Genomic DNA, 15,880 nt, shown 5'->3' with positions numbered 1-15,880 from the left:
CGGGCGCTGGTCGACTAGCGACGACCCCGGCTCATCTCGACGCCCAGATCCTGGATTTTCTTGCGCAGCGTGTTGCGGTTCAGGCCGAGAATCTCGGCGGCCCGGACCTGGTTGCCGCGCGTGGCCGACAGGGTCAGCTGGATCAACGGACGCTCCACTTCCTGCAGCACGCGGTCGTAGAGGCCGGCGGCGGGCACGCCGTCGGGCTGCTCAGCGAAGTGCGAGGCCAGGTGGCGCTCGACCAGGGCCGCCAGGGTTACCGGGCCTTCGTCGGCGCGCGGAGCCGGGGCGTGGTCCTGCAGCTCGCGGTCGACGATGCGGGCGGTGATCAGCTCCTCGGCATAGAGTGCGCACATCCGCCGGATCAGATTCTCCAGCTCGCGCACGTTGCCCGGCCAGGAGTGGCTCTTCATGCGGTCGAGCGCGCTCTGGTCGATGGTCTTGGCCGGCAGGCCTTCGCGGTTGGCGCGCAACAGGAAGGTGCGCGCCAGGTCCGGAATGTCCTCAGCGCGGTCGCGCAGCGGCGGCAGGCGCACGGGCGCGACGTTGAGGCGGAAGAACAGGTCCTCGCGGAACAGGCCTTGTTGGATCAGGCCGCGCAGGTCGCGGTTGGTGGCGGCGATGATCCGCACGTTCGGACGGCGGCCGGTCTTGGGGTTGATCACCGGTTCGGTGCCGTCGATCACCCGCAGCAGGCGGGTCTGGGCGTCGAGCGGCATGTCGCCGATCTCGTCCAGGAACAAGGTGCCGCCGTCGGCCTCGACGAGGCGGCCGTTGTCGCCCTCCCCGCGCCCGAACAGCTCGGCCTCGACCCGCTCGCGCGGAACGGCGGCCAGGTTGATGACCACGAACTTGCCATCGCGACGGCGGCCCAGGTCGTGCAGGGCGCGGGCGACCAGTTCCTTGCCGGTGCCGCTTTCGCCCAGGATCAGCACGGTGAGGTCCGCGCCGACCAGGCGGGCGATGGTGCGGTAGACCTCCTGCATCGGCGCCGAGCGGCCGATCAGCGGCAGGCGTTCGTCGCGCATGGCCCGGGCCTGGGCCTTGGAGGCCTCGGCGTCGGCCGGACGCGACAGGGCGCGGCGGGCGGCGGCTGTGACGTCGTCGAGATCGAAGGGCTTGGAAACGTACTCGAAGGCCCCGGCGTCGGCGGCGTTGACCGCGGTCAGCAGGGTGTTTTGCGCGCTCATCACGATTATCGGCAGCTTGGGGCGCTCCTTGCGGATGCGCGGCAGCACGTCGAACACGTTCTCGTCGGGCATCATCACGTCGGTGACGACCAGATCGCCCTCGCCGTCGCTGACCCATTTCAAGAGCGTGGTGGCGTTACCCGTGGCCCTGACCTGGTAGCCGAGACGGGTGAAGGCCTGGCTGAGCACCAGACGGACGGAGGAGTCGTCGTCGGCGATCAGAATCTTCTTGTTTGCGGCGTTCATGTACTCACGCGTCTCCCAAGGAAGGCTCAGGCGCCACAGGCAGCAGCACGCGGAACACGGTGCGGCCGGGCTCGGATTCGAAATCGATCAGGCCCCCGTGGGCCGTCACAAGCTTGGTGACCAGGGCCAGGCCCAAACCGGTGCCGTTGGCCTTGGTGGTCACGAAGGGCTGGAACAAGTGCTCGCGCAGGCTCTGCGGAACGCCGGGGCCGTTGTCCTGCACGCGAATCTCGATCGGCGCGCTGGAGGCCGACTTGCCGTCGGCGCCGCGAACCCGAACCCCGGGACGCCAGGCGGTGTGGATGGTCAGCTCACCCTGACCATCGCCGCGCATGTGGGCGGCCTCGGAGGCGTTCTTCACCAGGTTCAGGAAGATCTGGATCAGATGGTCTTCGTCGCCCCAGACCGGCGGCAGCGAGGGGTCGTAATGATCGCGCAGGCGCAGACCGTCGGCGACGCCGTTGACGACCAGGGCGCGCACACGGTCCAGCACCTGGTGGATGTTGACCGCCTCACGCGGGGTCGGGGCCTGGTCGGAGAAGGCTTCCATGCGGTCGACGAGACGGCGGATGCGGTCGGTCTCATCGACGATCAGCTGGGCCAGCGGCTGGTCGGCGGCGCTGGCGCCGGTCTTCAGCAACTGGGCTGCGCCGCGAATGCCGGCCAGCGGGTTCTTGATCTCGTGGGCCAGCATGCGGCCAAGGCCGACGACCGAGCGCAGTCCGGCCTGATCGGCGGCGCGCTCGACGCCCAGGGCGCCCTTGACGTGCAGGGTCAGCAGCACCGAGCCGTCGCCCAGGGGCACGGCGGCGCCGTCGGCCTCGAACGGCGGCTGACCGAACAGATTGACCTCGACCCCGTGCTCGCGGACCAGCGCGCCTTCGAACACGGCCCGGTCCATCAGCGAGACCAGCACCGAACCCGGCGGCAGGGCGGCGCGGAAGCGGCCGCGGGCCAGCAGCGACAGGCCGTGGCCGAACAGAGCCTCGGCGGCTTCGTTCACCGCCACAAGGCCGCCATCGCGGTCGACCACCAGGGCCGGCTCCGGGCTGAGCTCGAAGGCGGCGGCCTTCAGGGCGTCCAGCGCGGGGCCGGACAGGACGCGGGCGCGGTCGGTCATGCGGCGATCCTCCCGCCGGCCAGCCAAAGGTCGGCCAGGGCGATCTCTAGAGCGGCGGGGTCGTCGATGCGGCAGAGGCTGGCGCGCGCGGCGCGGCGACCCTCGGCGCTTTCTGGCCACGGCGCGGCCTCGATGTACGAGGCCAGGTGCTTGCGGAACATCTTCAGCCCCAAGCGCTCGCCGTAGAAGGCCAGGTTGCGGCGGAAATGGGTGAGCGCGATGGCGAGGCGCTCCTCGGCCTGCGGCTCGACGAAGTCGCGGCCGTCCAGCGCGGCTTCGATGGCCTGGGCGATCCAGGGGCGGCCATAGACGCCGCGCCCGATCATGACGCCGTCGGCGCCCGACTGTTCCAGCGCCCTGCGAGCGCTGTCGGCGTCGATAATGTCGCCATTGACCAGCACCGGCACGGAGACAGCCTGCTTGACGGCCGAGACGGCGGACCAGTCGGCCTCGCCCTTGTAGAACTGGCAGCGGGTGCGGCCGTGGACGGTGATGGCGCGGGCCCCCACGGCCTCGGCGCGCGCGGCGATCTCGGGGGCGTTACGGCTGGCGTCGTCCCAACCCAGTCGCATCTTGACGGTGACGGGCGCATCGACGGCCTCGACGGCGGCGGCGACCAGGGCCTCGGCCAGATCAGGCTCACGCATCAGGGCCGAGCCCGAGGCGGCGCCGGCGGTGACTTCCTTGGCGGGGCAGCCGAAGTTCAGGTCGATGATCTCGGCCCCGGCTTCGGCCGCCAGGCGGGCGCCCTGCGCCATGAACGCCGGATCGCGGCCGACAAGCTGTACGACCATAAGCGGCAGGCCTTCGCCGACGGCCGCGCGGCGGACGACGTCGGGCCGGCCCTTCGCGAATTCCGCGCAGGCGACCATTTCGGTGGCCACGTATGACGCGCCGAGGCGCGTGGCCGTTTCTCTGAACGGGAGGTCGGACACGCCTGTCATAGGCGCAATCCATACCCGCCCGGGCACCGTGACGGCGCCGACTGCGAGCTGCTTGCTCATTTTATGATCATCCCCACCGCTGTGTTTTTAGGCACATTGTGCAGCGCAGTAAAGCCCTCCGTTCACTGGACATGCGCGACGACAACGTTAGACACGGCCCATGACCTTCTCAGCCGTCATCGTCGCCGCCGGCAGCGGCACCAGGGCCGGACCCGGCCAGGCCAAGCAGTGGCGGGATCTGGCGGGGAAACCCGTGCTGCGCTGGTCGGTCGAGGCCTTGCTGGCGGCCGGCGCCGCCGATCTCGCAATCGTGACCGACCCGAGCATGCAGGACATGCTGGGCGAAACCTTGACCGGCCTCGACGGCTGGCGGTTCGCTCCCGGCGGCGCTTCGCGCGCCCTGTCGGTGCAGTCGGGCTTGGCCGCCCTCGCTCATCGGCCGGCCGACGAACCGGTGCTGGTGCACGACGCCGCCCGCCCCTTCCTCACCAAGACCGTCGTCGCCGGCGTGCTGAAGGCCCTTGGCGACGCCGACGGCGTGGTTCCGGCCCTGCCGGTCGCCGACACCCTGAAGCGCTCAGGCGAGTCAGGCGCCGCTACAACGTCGCGCGACGGCCTCTGGCGCGCCCAAACCCCGCAGGCCTTCCGGCGCGACCGCCTGCTGGCCGCCTACGCCGCCTGGAGCGGCGAAAGCGAACCGACCGACGACGCCCAAGTGGTCGAGGCCGACGGCGGCAAGGTCGCCATCTCGGCCGGCGATCCGCTGCTGACCAAACTGACCTATTCGGAGGACTTCGCCATGGCCGAACGGCTGGCGGGCGCGGCCCGCATCACCCGCATCGGCCAGGGCTTCGACGCCCACCGCTGGGGTCCAGGCGAGTCGGTATGGCTGTGCGGCGTCGAGATCGCCCACGACGAGACCCTCATCGGCCACTCGGACGCCGACGCCGGCCTTCACGCCCTGACCGACGCGATTCTGGGGGCCATCGGCGACGGCGACATCGGCGACCACTTCCCGCCGACCGACCCGCAATGGAAGGGCGCGGCCTCGGACAAGTTCCTGGTCCACGCCGTCGACCTAGTGCGCCAGCGCGGCGGCCGCCTGATCAATGTCGACGTGACGCTGATCTGCGAGCGGCCGAAGATCAAGCCGCACCGCGAGGCGATGCGTCAGCGGCTCGCCGAGATCCTCGACCTGCCGCTCGACCGCGTCAGCGTGAAGGCCACCACCACCGAGAAGATGGGCTTCACCGGTCGCGGCGAAGGCCTGGCCGCCCAGGCCGTGGCGACGGTGGAGACGGCGCTCTAGTCTGACGATCAAAGGAGTCGCGGCATGTTTCCCATCGAGATCGACACCCTCGCCCGACTGCTGATCGACGAGGCGCGCGAGAAGAAGCTGCGCCTGGCAACGGTCGAAAGCTGCACCGGCGGGCTGGTGGCCGGCTCGATCTGCGCGATCTCCGGCGCCTCCGACGTCTTCGAACGCGGCTTCGTCACCTACACCAATCGGGCCAAGAGCGAGCAGGTGGGCGTGCCGGGCGACCTGATCGCCGACCACGGCGCGGTGTCGGAGCCGGTGGCCCGGATGATGGCCGAAGGCGGCCTGGCCAACAGCAACGCCCATGTGGCCGTGGCGATCACCGGCATCGCAGGCCCCGGCGGCGGCACGCCGATGAAGCCCGTGGGCACCGTCCACTTCGCCGTGGCGCGGGCCAACCGCTCGGTGGTTCACCGCCACGAATACTTCGAAGGCCTTCCGCGCGAGGGCGTGCAACTGGCGGCGATCCGAACGGCCCTCGAGATGCTGCGCGAGGCGGTGGCCGGCTGATGCCCGAAAGCGCGCCTTCCGACTGGCGGCGGTTCGTCGGCGCGGGCTTTTCGCGCTCGGCCCTGGCTGCGGCCGCGCGACGCCAGAGCGAACTGCGACACGCCGTGCGGGTGTCGGCGGCGGTCGTGGCGGCCTATGCGCTGGCCACGCTGTTGAGGCTGCCGCAGGGCTACTGGGCGGTGTTCACCGCGGTGATCGTCGTGCAGTCGAGCCTGGGCGCGACCATCACCGCCTCGATCGAGCGCTTCATGGGCACGGTGGTGGGCGCCGCCGTCGGGGCCGGCGCGGCCTGGCTGCACATGCGCCATCCCGAATGGGGCGGCGTGATCCTGGCGGCTTCGGCGGCGTCCCTCGCCTTCCTGGCGGCCGTGCGGCCGGCGTTCAAGGTCGCCCCGGTCACGGCCGTCATCATGCTGATCGGCACCACGACTCACATGGATCCGCTGACGGCGGCCTTCCTGCGGGTAGCCGAGATCACCGTCGGCAGCCTGGTGGGCGTGGCCGCCACCCTGCTCATCTTCCCGGCCCGGGCCCACGAATCGGTTGTGCAGAGCAGCCAGAAGGCCGCTGGCCTGCTGGCCGACCTGCTGTCGCACTACGCCGCCAAGCTGGAAGGCAAGCCCAGCGAGCTGGATCCGCGCGAGCACTACGACGAGACCCTCAAGGCCCTGGCCAAGCTGCAGACGGCGATCACCGAGGCCGACCGCGAAACGGCCAGCAAGCTTTCCGACCGCTCGGTGTCCGATGCCCTGCCCCGCACGCTGTGGAGGCTGCGCAACGATTGCGTGATGATCGGCCGGGCGCTGCGCGAGCCTCTTCCCGCGCCGGCGCTCGGACCGCCGACGGCGGCGATGCTGGCGGCCTCGTCGGCCTATCTGCGCGCCGTCGCCCAGAGTCTTTCGGGCGCGGCCAAACCGGACCGCCTGGCCTTCGCCGAGGGCCACAAGACCTTCCAGGACGCCATCGAGAGCATGCGCGACGAAGGCGCGACGCGCGAACTGGCCTTCGACGACGCCGCCCGGACCTTCGGGCTGGTGTTCGCGGTGGAGAACCTGTTCGCCAACCTGGGCGATTTCTCCGACCGGGTCGAGGAAACGACCAGCAAGCGGGGTTAAGCAGCGCAAGGCCCAGGAAGGCGGGCCAGTTTGGAAATTGAGAGAGGGTCGGGACCGCCCCTACCGCTCCGTACCGTAGAGCTGGGCCGCGCGGGCCTCGAAGCAGGCGATCAGCTTGTCTACGGCCTTGTCCATGTTGGCCGCCAGCATGGCGTCGAGCAGCTTGGACTTGAAGGCGAAGTCGATGACGAAGTCGATCGTCGCGCCGTCCGGATGCGGCGAGAACCGCCAGTGGTTCGAGAGGCGCTTGAAGGGCCCGTAGAGCAGGCTGACGGTCACGCTAAGATCCGAGCGGTCCCGACGGACACGCGTCGCAAACTTCTCGCGCAGGAACGAGAAACCGACCTGGGCCTCGGCGTCGAGCGTGCTGACCTCGCCGCTCTCGTGGGCGTTCCAGGTGCGCATGCCGGTGATCCAAGGCACGAACGACGGATAGGCCTCGACGTCGCCGACGAGCGTGAAGAGTTGCTCGGGCGCGTAGGGCAGCACCCGGGTGACGACGTGGCGGTGCACGGGATCAGCCGGCTTTGGCGTCCAGGGCCCGGCGGGCGGCCTGCAGCTTGGCGAAATCCTCGCCCGCATGGTGCGACGAGCGGGTCAGCGGGCTGGACGACACCATCAGGAAGCCCTTGGCCCGGGCGATCGCCTCGTAGGCCTTGAATTCTTCGGGCGTCACGAAGCGGTCGATGGCCGCGTGCTTACGGGTCGGCTGCAGATACTGACCGATGGTGATGAAGTCGACGCCGGCCGAACGCATGTCGTCCATGACCTGCATGACCTCTTCCTTGGTCTCGCCCAGGCCGACCATCAGGCCGGACTTGGTGAACTGGGAGGGATCGCGTTCCTTCACCCGCTCCAGCAGGCGCAGCGAGTTGTAGTAGCGGGCGCCGGGGCGGATCTTCAGATAGAGCCGCGGCACGGTCTCGAGGTTGTGGTTGAAGACGTCCGGGCGGGCGTCGATGACCACGTTCTCGGCCCGGTCCTTGCGCAGGAAGTCGGGCGTCAGGATCTCAATGGTGGTCTTGGGCGCCGCCGCGCGGATGGCCGTGACCACCTCGGCGAAGTGGCGCGCGCCGCCGTCGATCAGGTCGTCGCGGTCCACCGAGGTGATGACCACGTGGTTGAGGCCCATCTTGGCGACGGCCTCGGCCACGCGGCGCGGCTCGTCGGGGTCCAGTTGGGTCGGCAGACCGGTGGTGACGTTGCAGAAGGCGCAGGCGCGAGTGCAGATCTCGCCCATGATCATCATGGTCGCGTGCTTCTGGCTCCAGCACTCGCCGATGTTCGGGCAGGCCGCCTCTTCGCAGACCGTGGTCAGCTTGTGCTCGCGCACGATGCCCTTGGTCTCGTTGTACTGACCCGAACCGGGCGCGCGGACGCGCAGCCACTCGGGTTTGCGCAGGACCGGGGTGTCCGGGCGATTCTGCTTCTCGGGGTGGCGGACGGCGCGATCCTCGGGACCGCGGGCCTTCAGCGTGTCGATCAACGTGACCATGTGGGCCTAGATCGGCCTTCTTGGCCTCCGGATCAAGCTCTCGATCTTGCATGCGGCGCAAAGGCGCGAAATGAGTGGCCTATATGCGTCGTCCCGCTCTCGCTTTGCTGCTCGCCCTGCCCCTTTTCGCCTGCGGCGAGCAAGGACTGCGCGCGCCTTTCGCCGACAGCCGCACGCCGCCGGGCCTGGAGCGCCGGTTCCTGCCGCCTGCCGGCTGGGCCTGGGGCTATGTCCAGGTTGGCGAGGACGCGGTCCAGCGCTATGGCGTCTCTGCTCCTCACGGCGCGGCGACCGCCCAGATCCTGATCCTGACCGACTACGGCGAGAGCGCCGAGACCTGGTTCGAGACGGCCCGCGACCTCAACGCCAAGGGCGTGGTGGTCTGGATCCTGGAGCGCCAGGGCCAGGGCGGCTCCGAGCGCCTGACAGGCAAGCGCGATCGCGGCCATGTCGTCAGCTACGCGCCGGACGTCACGGCCACGAAGGCGATGGTCAGGGTCGTCGTCCGGCCCGACGGACGGCTGCCGCTGACGGTGCTCGGCCAGGGCCAGGGCGGCCTTGTGGCTCTGCGCGCTGTCGAGGAGGGCCTGATGGTCGACGCCTTGGTGTTGTCGGCCCCGACCTTCGAGCTCTCCGCCCTGCCCCGCCCAAAGGGCCAGCTCATAGAGGCGGCGCGCTGGACCCGGCGGTTGCAGCTGTCGTTGCAGGCTTGGCCGGGCGCTCCGGACTGGCGGCGCGACGGTCCCGACGACCGAGCGACGGGCCTGACCGGCGATCCCGTGCGCGGCGCGGTCAACCACGCCTGGCAGACGGCCAATCCGGACCTGCGGATGGGCTCGCCCAGCCTTGGCCAGTACGCAGCGTTCTACGACGTGCTGGACGTGACGGCCCGCGACCTCTCTCGCGTGAAGACGTCCGTGGCGCTGCTGGCCGGCGATACGGATTCGGTCACGCCCGCCTTCGCCCAGCAATCGGTCTGCAAGGCCTTGGCCGAGTGCCGGGAGACTCGCCTGGCCAGCGGTCGTCACGCCCTGCACTTGGAGCGAGATTCGGTGCGCGGACCCTGGCTTGAAGCGGTGCTGGCGACCGTGCGCGCTGCTGGTCGTCCACCCCCCGCCATCCCTTGAGCTGCAAGGCTTGGCGCACCAGATGAAGAACGCGGTTCGCTCACGAAATGTGACCGATCTTTGCAAACTCCATCGGGGCCGCTAGGCTCCCGTCTCAATCGAACGAGGGCGGAACCACCGTCTTTGTGGGAGGTTTCGCCGGCATGCCGGTTGTTTACAAAGCGGAAGATGGCCAGAAGGCGCTCTTCGACGCCCTTATCGACGCCAAGGACAAGTTCGGAGCGAAGAAGCCGATCCTAGAGGACCAGGACCGCAACCCGCTCAGCTATACCGACGTGATCAGGGCGAGCTTCGCCTTGGGCCGCAAGATCGCGGCGATGACCAAGCCCGGCGAGCACGTCGGTGTGCTGCTGCCGTCGGGTGTCGGCGCGGTCGTGGTGTTCTTCGCCCTGCACGCTTTCGGCCGCGTGCCGACCATGCTGAACTTCACGGCGGGCCTGCGGAACATCAAGGCGGCGGTGAAGCTGGCAAAGGTCCAGCACGTGCTGACCGCCCACAAGTTCATCGAGCTGGGCAAACTGCACGACGTGGTCGACGCGATCGACGACCTGGCCAAGGTCGTCTACCTGGAGGACGTGCGAAAGACGATCGGCCTGGCCGACAAGCTGTTCGCCGCCGCCGCCGGGGCTTTTCCGCGCCAGTTCCGCGCGCCTGCCAAGCCGTCGGACAAGGGCGTGGTGCTGTTCACCTCGGGCAGCTTCGGCGCACCGCGTGGCGTGGTCCTGAGCCAGGCCAACCTCGTTTCCAACGCCGCCCAGATCGCCGCGCATATCCCGCTCGATCCCAACTGGGTGATGTTCAACCCGCTGCCGGTGTTCCACTGCTTTGGCCTGACCGGCGGGGTGATCCTGCCCCTGCTGCAGGGCATGAAGGCGTTCGAATATCCCTCGCCCCTGCACACCAAGCAGATCCCGCCGCTGATCAAGGACGCCAAGGCCTCGCTGCTGCTGGCCACCGACACCTTCGTCAACCAGTACGCCCGGGCTTCGGAGACCGACGAACTGGGCGGCCTGCAGTTCATCGTCTGCGGCGCCGAGAAGGTGCGAGACGAGACCCACGCCCTGATCAAGGAGCGCTTCGGCGACGTACCGGTGCTGGAAGGCTACGGCGCCACCGAGGCCTCGCCAGTCATCGCCGTCAACAAGCCGACCGACAATCGCCCCGGCACCGTGGGCGGCCTGCTGCCGGGCATGGAGACCCGCATCGAGCCCGTCGAGGGCATCGCCGAAGGCGGCCGCTTCTTCGTGCGCGGCCCCAACATCATGGCGGGCTACCTGCGCGAGGACGGCGGCGTCGACGCCCCGGAAGGCGGCTGGCACGACACCGGCGACGTGGTCACCATGACCGACGACCAGTGGATCACCATCAAGGGCCGGGTGAAGCGCTTCGCCAAGATCGGCGGCGAGATGGTGTCGCTGACCGCGGCCGAGGATCTGGCCGTGGCCGTTTGGCCCACGGCCCGTCATGCCGTTATCTCGATGCCCGACAAGAAGAAGGGCGAACGCTTGGTTCTGGTGACCGACTGCCAGGGCGCCGACGCCGCCCCGCTGGTGGCGCACGCCCAGGCGATCGGCGCGCCGGAACTGGCCGTGCCGCGCAAGATCCTGAAGGTCACACAGGTGCCCGTGCTGGGCAGCGGCAAGACCGACTACGTGGCCATCCAGCGCATGGTGGAAGCCGCCGGCTGACGAACTTCCGCCCGAGCGCCGCGTTTCAGTAGAGCTTACGGCCGTCGCCTTCCCGGCGGCGGCCGACCACGAACCTCTGCGAACGGGAGAAACGCTTGGAACGATTGTTCGTATGGACTCCGCGGGTGCTGAGCCTGCTGCGGGTGATCGCCGCCCTGCTCTTCATGGAACATGGCCTGATGAAGCTGTTCCACTTTCCCGCTCCGCAGCCTGGCGCGCCCGATCCCCTGCCTCCCATGCTGCTGGCGGCTGCGTGGCTGGAAGTCGTGGGCGGCGGCCTTCTGGTGCTGGGCCTGTTCACCCGGCCGGTAGCCTTCATCCTGTCAGGACAGATGGCCGTGGCCTATTTCCTGGCCCACGCCAGCCAGGGCTTCTGGCCGGCCCTGAACGGCGGCGAGGCCGCGATCCTGTTCTGCTTCGTGTTCCTGTACCTGGTCTTCGCCGGGCCGGGCGAGTGGAGCGTGGATGCGCAGGTACGGAAGCGGCCGTGACGTCCAGATCCTCCTCCTGAAGGGGGAGGATTTCGGTTCTAGAAATCCAACTCCATGCGCGCGCCGGTGACGTGCACGCTGTAGTCCCGGTCGCCGTCGGCCAGCGGCGTGGCGTCCTGGTACGAGAGATAGGCGTAGTTGACGTTGAAGCGCAGGTACTCGACCGGCTGCCAGATCAGGGCGGCGATCCAGGCGTCCTGACGGCCGCCCACGATCGCGCCGTCGTTGAGGTCGAGATAGTCGTAGCGGGCGTTGACCTGCACCGCGCCAAGACCGCCGCCGCCCAGCGGCTTCCTGGGCTTGGCGCGATCGAAGATGCCGCCCTTATAGCCGCGGGTGTCGTCGGTCAGGAACCAGCCGAGCTCGGCATAGCCGCCGAAGAATTCCGCGTCGGGACCGGTCGCCAGGTCGCTGCGCAGCCAGTGGGTCTCGGCCGCGCCGTGCAGGCGGCCGCGCACGAAGGCGGCCTCGAGGCCGTAGTGGGCCTCGTCCTTGACGTCGAGGGTCGAGGTTCCGATCAGGCGGGTGTTGCTGGTGTGCACGAAAGGCCGCTGGCGATAGCGCGTGCCGGCGTCGCCGACGCGCTTGAGGTCGCGCCAGTGGGCCGAGCCGCCGAAATGCAGCTGGGCGTCGCCAAGCTTGGGCGCATAGACGAGGCGCCCGTCGAGGCCGTAGCTGTTGTTCTCGTCGCCGCCGGTCTCGCCGTCGCTGTCGTTGGAGAGCGCGGTGATGTCGTCGGCGAACAAGCCCGCCTGCAGCAGCCAGGCGGCCTTCTCGTACTGGGCGGCGATGCCGAGACGGCGCTCGAAGTTGAAGGCGTCGGTGAAGGCCGCGCGCTCCATGACCGAGCCGGACGTATCGCCAGTCAGCTCATCGAGAGACTGGAACTGGTTCTGGTTGCCGACCGACAGCAGCAGGCCGCCGTCCTTGTAGGTGACGAAGGTGTCGACCAGGTCGACGCCGTTGTCGGAAAGCTCCAGCTCCAGCTTGTAGCCGATCCCGGCGCCCAGCCCCCCTTCCCCGCCCAGCCGGATGCGGCGCATTTCGGCGGCGTAGCCGAGGCCCCGGTCGGCCGAGCCGTCAGGACGCGCCACATAGCCGACGTCGGCCTGGATGCGTCCCTTGGCCTTGAAGCTGCGCCCGCCGCTGCTGCTGAATTGCGGGGAGCCCTTCCAGGCGATCTCCGTAGGCGGCGGGGCCTTGGTCGAGGTCGGCGTGGCGATCGTGGCCGGCGGCGCCGTGGGCGGAGCCGTGCGCTGGGGCGCTCCGGCGACGGCGTCCAGCTTCTGCTCCATCAGCTGGATCTGGGCCTTCAGGGCCGAAATCTGGGCCCGCATGGCGGCGGCTTCGTCGGCGCTGATAGCGTCCTGGGCGAAGGCCGGCGTCGCGAGGCCAAGGGCGCTGGTGGCCAGCAGGGGCAGGACGGATCGGCGCACGGCTTTGCTCCGGACGTGAAAAGGCCCGTCCGGAGGGTGCTCCGAACGGGCCTTCCTAATGCGACACTTCAACGACAGTTTCGCGACAATCGCCGCGAAAATCGTTCGATGACGGATTAAATGTGCAGGACGCGGCCGTAGGCGTCGAGCGAGGCTTCGTGCATGGCTTCCGACATGGTCGGGTGCGCATAGACGATGCCGTGCAGGTCTTCCTCGGTCGCCTCAAGGGTGATCGCGGTGACGAAGCCCTGGATCATCTCGGTCACTTCGTGGCCGATCATGTGGGCGCCGATCAGGGCGCCGGTCTTGCCGTCGAACACCGTCTTGACGAAGCCTTCGGTCTCGCCCGCGGCCACGGCTTTGCCGTTGACCTTGAACGGGAAACGGCCCGCCTTGACCTCGATGCCGGCCGCCTTGGCGGCGGCTTCGGTGTAGCCCACCGAGGCGACCTGCGGGTTGGCGTAGGTGCAGCCCGGGATCGGCGAGTGGACGTTGGGCGTCTTGTAGCCGGCGATGTGCTCGGCCGCGTGGATGCCTTCGTGGCTGGCCTTGTGAGCGAGCCAGGGGGCGCCAGCGACGTCGCCGATGGCGTAGAGGCCAGGCACGTTGGTCTTGCAGTGCTTGTCGGTGACCACGTGACCGCGATCAAGCGCAAGGCCGACCGACTCGACGCCTTCCGTGTTCGGAACGATGCCGATGGCGACGATGCACTTCTCGGCGGTCAGTTGCTCGGCCTTGCCGCCGACCTCGACCGAGACCGACACGCCCGAGGCGGTCTTGTCGATCTTGGTGACCTTGGCGCCGATGCGGAACTTGATGCCGCGCTTCTCGAAGGCCTTCTGGGCGGCCTTGGAGACTTCAGCGTCCTCGACCGGCATGATGCGGTCGACGGCCTCGACGACGGTCACTTCGGCGCCGAGGGCGCGGTAGAAGCTGGCGAACTCGATGCCGATGGCGCCCGAACCGATGACGACCAGCGACTTGGGCATGGACTTCGGCGCCAGGGCGTCGCGATAGGTCCAGACCTTGTCGCCGTCCGAGACGGCGCCGATGGCCGGGATGTTGCGAGCGCGGGCGCCGCTGGCCAGGATGACATTCTTGGCCTGGACCGTGCGGCTGCCGCCGGCCTTCAGCGCGATCACGACCTTCGGAGCGGGGCTGCCCTTTTCGAGCTTGGCCTCGCCCTCGATGACCTCGATCTTGTGCTTCTTCATCAGGAAGGCGATGCCGCCCGACATGGTCTTGGCCACGCCGCGCGAACGCTCGATGATCTTGGTGAAGTCGAACGAGGGCTTCTCGACGGCCAGGCCGTAGCTGTCGAGGTGCGACAGCTGTTCGAAGATTTCGCCGGACTTCAGCAGCGCCTTGGTGGGGATGCAGCCCCAGTTCAGGCAGATGCCGCCCAGGTTCTCACGCTCGACGATCGCCGTCTTCAGGCCCAGCTGGCTGGCGCGGATGGCGGCGACGTAGCCGCCCGGACCGGCGCCGATGACGACGACATCGAATTCCGTGGACATAGTGTCTTACCCTAGCTTGGACACCGGCCGGGGGAGCGGCGGCGTCGAACGACCGGCGCTGGCCGGCCTGGGAAATTCTATAACAGCGCCTCGACGGCCGCCTGGAGCTCTTCAGGCTTGGTGGTCGGGGCGAAACGCTCAACGACCTTGCCGTCGCGGTCGATCAGGAACTTAGTGAAGTTCCACTTGATCCCCTCGGTCCCCAGCACGCCCTTCTGCTGCTTCTTCAGATAGGCGTAGAGCGGATGGGTCGAGGGGCCGTTGACGTCGATCTTGGCCATCATCGGGAAGGTCACGTCGTAGGTCAGCGAGCAGAAGCTCCCGATCTCTTCGGCCGTGCCCGGCTCCTGCGATCCGAACTGGTTGCAGGGAAAGCCCAGGATGGTCAGGCCGCGGTCCTTGTTCGCCTTGTAGAGCGCTTCGAGACCTTCGTACTGCGGGGTCAGGCCGCACTTGCTGGCGGTGTTGACGATCAGCAGCACCTGGCCGCGATAGTCCGCCAGGCTGGCGTCCTTGCCTTCGAGCGTCTTGGCCGAAAAATCATAGACCGACATCGCGTGTTCTCCTCGGGGCCGTCCCCGTCCTGAAAGGTTCAGGATGGGGCCTCGCCGAGCCGCTTCCGAAATCCCCGCCCCGCGTTTGACCGCAAGGCGAGGATTTCAGGAGAAGGGCCGCCCTTAGACGATCAGGGTCAGCGGCTCTTCGATCAGCGGCTTGAAGGCCGCCAGGAACTTGGCGCCGACCGCGCCGTCGACCACGCGGTGATCGCAGGTCAGGGTCACGGTCATGACCGTGGCCACGGCCAGCTGGCCGTTCTTGACCACCGGACGCTGCTCGCCGGCCCCGACGCTCATGATCGCGCCCTGCGGCTCGTTGATGATCGACGAGAAGGCCTTGATGCCGAACATGCCCAGGTTCGAGACCGAGAAGGTGCCGCCCTGGAATTCCTCGGGCTTCAGCTTCTTGGCCTTGGCGCGGGCGGCCAGGTCCTTCATCTCGGCCGAGATCTGGGCCAGGCCCTTGGTCTCGGCGGCGCGGATGATCGGGGTGATCAAACCACCGTCGATGGCCACGGCCACGGCGATGTCGGCATGCTTGTGCATGGCGATGCCTTCGGGCGTGTAGGAGGCGTTGGCTTCCGGCACGCGCTTCAGCGCCACGGCGGCGGCCTTGATGACGATGTCGTTGACCGACACCTTCACGCCCTGCCCTTCCAGCAGGCTGTTGATCTTCGCGCGGGCGGCCAGCAGGCCGTCCAGCTCGATATCGATCGTCAGCGGGAAGTGCGGCACGTCGCGGAAGCTTTCCGTCAGGCGGCGCGCGATGGTCTTGCGCATGCCGTCCAGCGGGACGAGGTCGTAGGAGCCGGCGGGGATGCCCATCTGCTCCAGCGACTGCACCTTGCGCGGCTCGGCGGCCGGGGCCAAAGCGGCGGCAGGAGCCGAGGCCGGAGCGGCCTTGGCGGCCGGAGCGCCGCCCGACTTGGCGGCTTCCACGTCCGACTTGACGACGCGGCCGTGCGGACCCGAGCCCTTGATGGACTTCAGGTCGAGATTGGCGGCGGCGGCCAGGCGGCGGGCCAGCGGCGAGGCGAAGACGCGCGAACCGTCGGCGGCCACGGGCGCGGCCGGAGCCGGGGCGGCCGGCGCAGCAGCGGGAGCCGGTGCAGCGGCCTTCGGGGCC

Annotated in this window: 15 protein-coding genes; 6 read left to right on the top strand and 9 right to left on the bottom strand. The window is 68.8% G+C overall.

All coding sequences use genetic code 11. The features are described 5' to 3' along the window. Positions 1 to 14: 14 nt before the first annotated feature. From DDF67_RS04220 to dusB, 3 genes are read right to left on the bottom strand one after another with little or no spacing between them, the layout of a single operon-like run. Positions 15 to 1,436, bottom strand: coding sequence for a sigma 54-interacting transcriptional regulator (locus tag DDF67_RS04220; protein WP_058348895.1), 1,422 nt, complete (start codon positions 1,434 to 1,436; stop codon positions 15 to 17). A 4-nt stretch (positions 1,437 to 1,440) separates the two neighbouring features. Further along, entirely contained in the window at positions 1,441 to 2,556 is a 1,116-nt protein-coding gene (locus DDF67_RS04215; RefSeq protein ID WP_109099688.1) for a two-component system sensor histidine kinase NtrB, read from the bottom strand. Continuing rightward, positions 2,553 to 3,560, bottom strand: a complete 1,008-nt coding sequence (gene dusB, locus DDF67_RS04210) for a tRNA dihydrouridine synthase DusB (protein ID WP_109099687.1) — start codon at positions 3,558 to 3,560, stop codon at positions 2,553 to 2,555. Before dusB ends, DDF67_RS04215 begins: the two co-directional genes overlap by 4 nt. A 100-nt stretch (positions 3,561 to 3,660) precedes the next feature. Between dusB and DDF67_RS04205 the strand changes: the two genes are divergently transcribed. Genes DDF67_RS04205 through DDF67_RS04195 form a run of 3 tightly spaced genes read left to right on the top strand, consistent with a single transcriptional unit; the run spans position 3,661 to position 6,443 of the window. Next, positions 3,661 to 4,809, top strand: coding sequence for a bifunctional 2-C-methyl-D-erythritol 4-phosphate cytidylyltransferase/2-C-methyl-D-erythritol 2,4-cyclodiphosphate synthase (locus tag DDF67_RS04205; RefSeq protein WP_109099686.1), 1,149 nt, complete (start codon positions 3,661 to 3,663; stop codon positions 4,807 to 4,809). 24 nt (positions 4,810 to 4,833) lie between these two features. Continuing rightward, positions 4,834 to 5,328, top strand: coding sequence for a CinA family protein (locus DDF67_RS04200; RefSeq protein WP_109099685.1), 495 nt, complete (start codon positions 4,834 to 4,836; stop codon positions 5,326 to 5,328). Continuing rightward, on the top strand, positions 5,328 to 6,443 hold the full coding sequence (locus DDF67_RS04195; RefSeq protein ID WP_109099684.1) for an FUSC family protein: 1,116 nt from the start codon (positions 5,328 to 5,330) through the stop codon (positions 6,441 to 6,443). The genes DDF67_RS04200 and DDF67_RS04195 overlap by 1 nt, the downstream gene beginning before the upstream one ends. Before the next feature lie 60 nt (positions 6,444 to 6,503). Here the strand turns inward: DDF67_RS04195 and DDF67_RS04190 are convergent, their stop codons facing one another. Together DDF67_RS04190 and lipA are read right to left on the bottom strand one after the other, a co-directional pair. After that, the gene (locus DDF67_RS04190) at positions 6,504 to 6,956 is read right to left on the bottom strand and encodes a type II toxin-antitoxin system RatA family toxin (RefSeq protein ID WP_109099683.1); all 453 of its coding nucleotides are present in this window, start codon (positions 6,954 to 6,956) and stop codon (positions 6,504 to 6,506) included. Between the two features lie 4 nt (positions 6,957 to 6,960). Beyond that, positions 6,961 to 7,938, bottom strand: coding sequence for a lipoyl synthase (gene lipA, locus DDF67_RS04185; protein ID WP_101717885.1), 978 nt, complete (start codon positions 7,936 to 7,938; stop codon positions 6,961 to 6,963). Positions 7,939 to 8,021: 83 nt separating this feature from the next. On the opposite strand from lipA, the gene DDF67_RS04180 reads away from it, so the two are divergent. The 3 genes from DDF67_RS04180 to DDF67_RS04170 all read left to right on the top strand — a co-directional run bounded on the left by DDF67_RS04180 (position 8,022) and on the right by DDF67_RS04170 (position 11,244). Continuing rightward, entirely contained in the window at positions 8,022 to 9,065 is a 1,044-nt protein-coding gene (locus DDF67_RS04180) for a serine aminopeptidase domain-containing protein (RefSeq protein WP_109099800.1), read from the top strand. 143 nt (positions 9,066 to 9,208) lie between these two features. Next, complete coding sequence (locus tag DDF67_RS04175) at positions 9,209 to 10,753, top strand: AMP-binding protein (protein WP_109099682.1); 1,545 nt, start codon at positions 9,209 to 9,211, stop codon at positions 10,751 to 10,753. A gap of 95 nt (positions 10,754 to 10,848) precedes the next feature. Continuing rightward, positions 10,849 to 11,244, top strand: coding sequence for a DoxX family protein (locus DDF67_RS04170; RefSeq protein ID WP_109099681.1), 396 nt, complete (start codon positions 10,849 to 10,851; stop codon positions 11,242 to 11,244). A gap of 38 nt (positions 11,245 to 11,282) precedes the next feature. On the opposite strand, the gene DDF67_RS04165 is transcribed toward DDF67_RS04170, so the two are convergent. From DDF67_RS04165 to DDF67_RS04150, 4 genes are all read right to left on the bottom strand, one after another. Next, positions 11,283 to 12,680, bottom strand: a complete 1,398-nt coding sequence (locus DDF67_RS04165; RefSeq protein WP_332888315.1) for a porin — start codon at positions 12,678 to 12,680, stop codon at positions 11,283 to 11,285. Between the two features lie 116 nt (positions 12,681 to 12,796). Then, positions 12,797 to 14,197: a dihydrolipoyl dehydrogenase gene (lpdA, locus tag DDF67_RS04160; protein WP_109099680.1), complete on the bottom strand. Its 1,401-nt coding sequence runs from the start codon at positions 14,195 to 14,197 to the stop codon at positions 12,797 to 12,799. A gap of 77 nt (positions 14,198 to 14,274) precedes the next feature. Continuing rightward, positions 14,275 to 14,751, bottom strand: coding sequence for a glutathione peroxidase (locus DDF67_RS04155; protein WP_109099679.1), 477 nt, complete (start codon positions 14,749 to 14,751; stop codon positions 14,275 to 14,277). 123 nt (positions 14,752 to 14,874) lie between these two features. Beyond that, a partial coding sequence (locus DDF67_RS04150; RefSeq protein WP_109099678.1) for a 2-oxo acid dehydrogenase subunit E2 occupies positions 14,875 to 15,880 on the bottom strand: 1,006 nt, incomplete at its 5' end.

It is taken from the genome of Caulobacter endophyticus (assembly GCF_003116815.1).
Lineage (GTDB): Bacteria > Pseudomonadota > Alphaproteobacteria > Caulobacterales > Caulobacteraceae > Caulobacter > Caulobacter endophyticus.
This window is presented reverse-complemented; position numbering and strand designations above follow the sequence as displayed.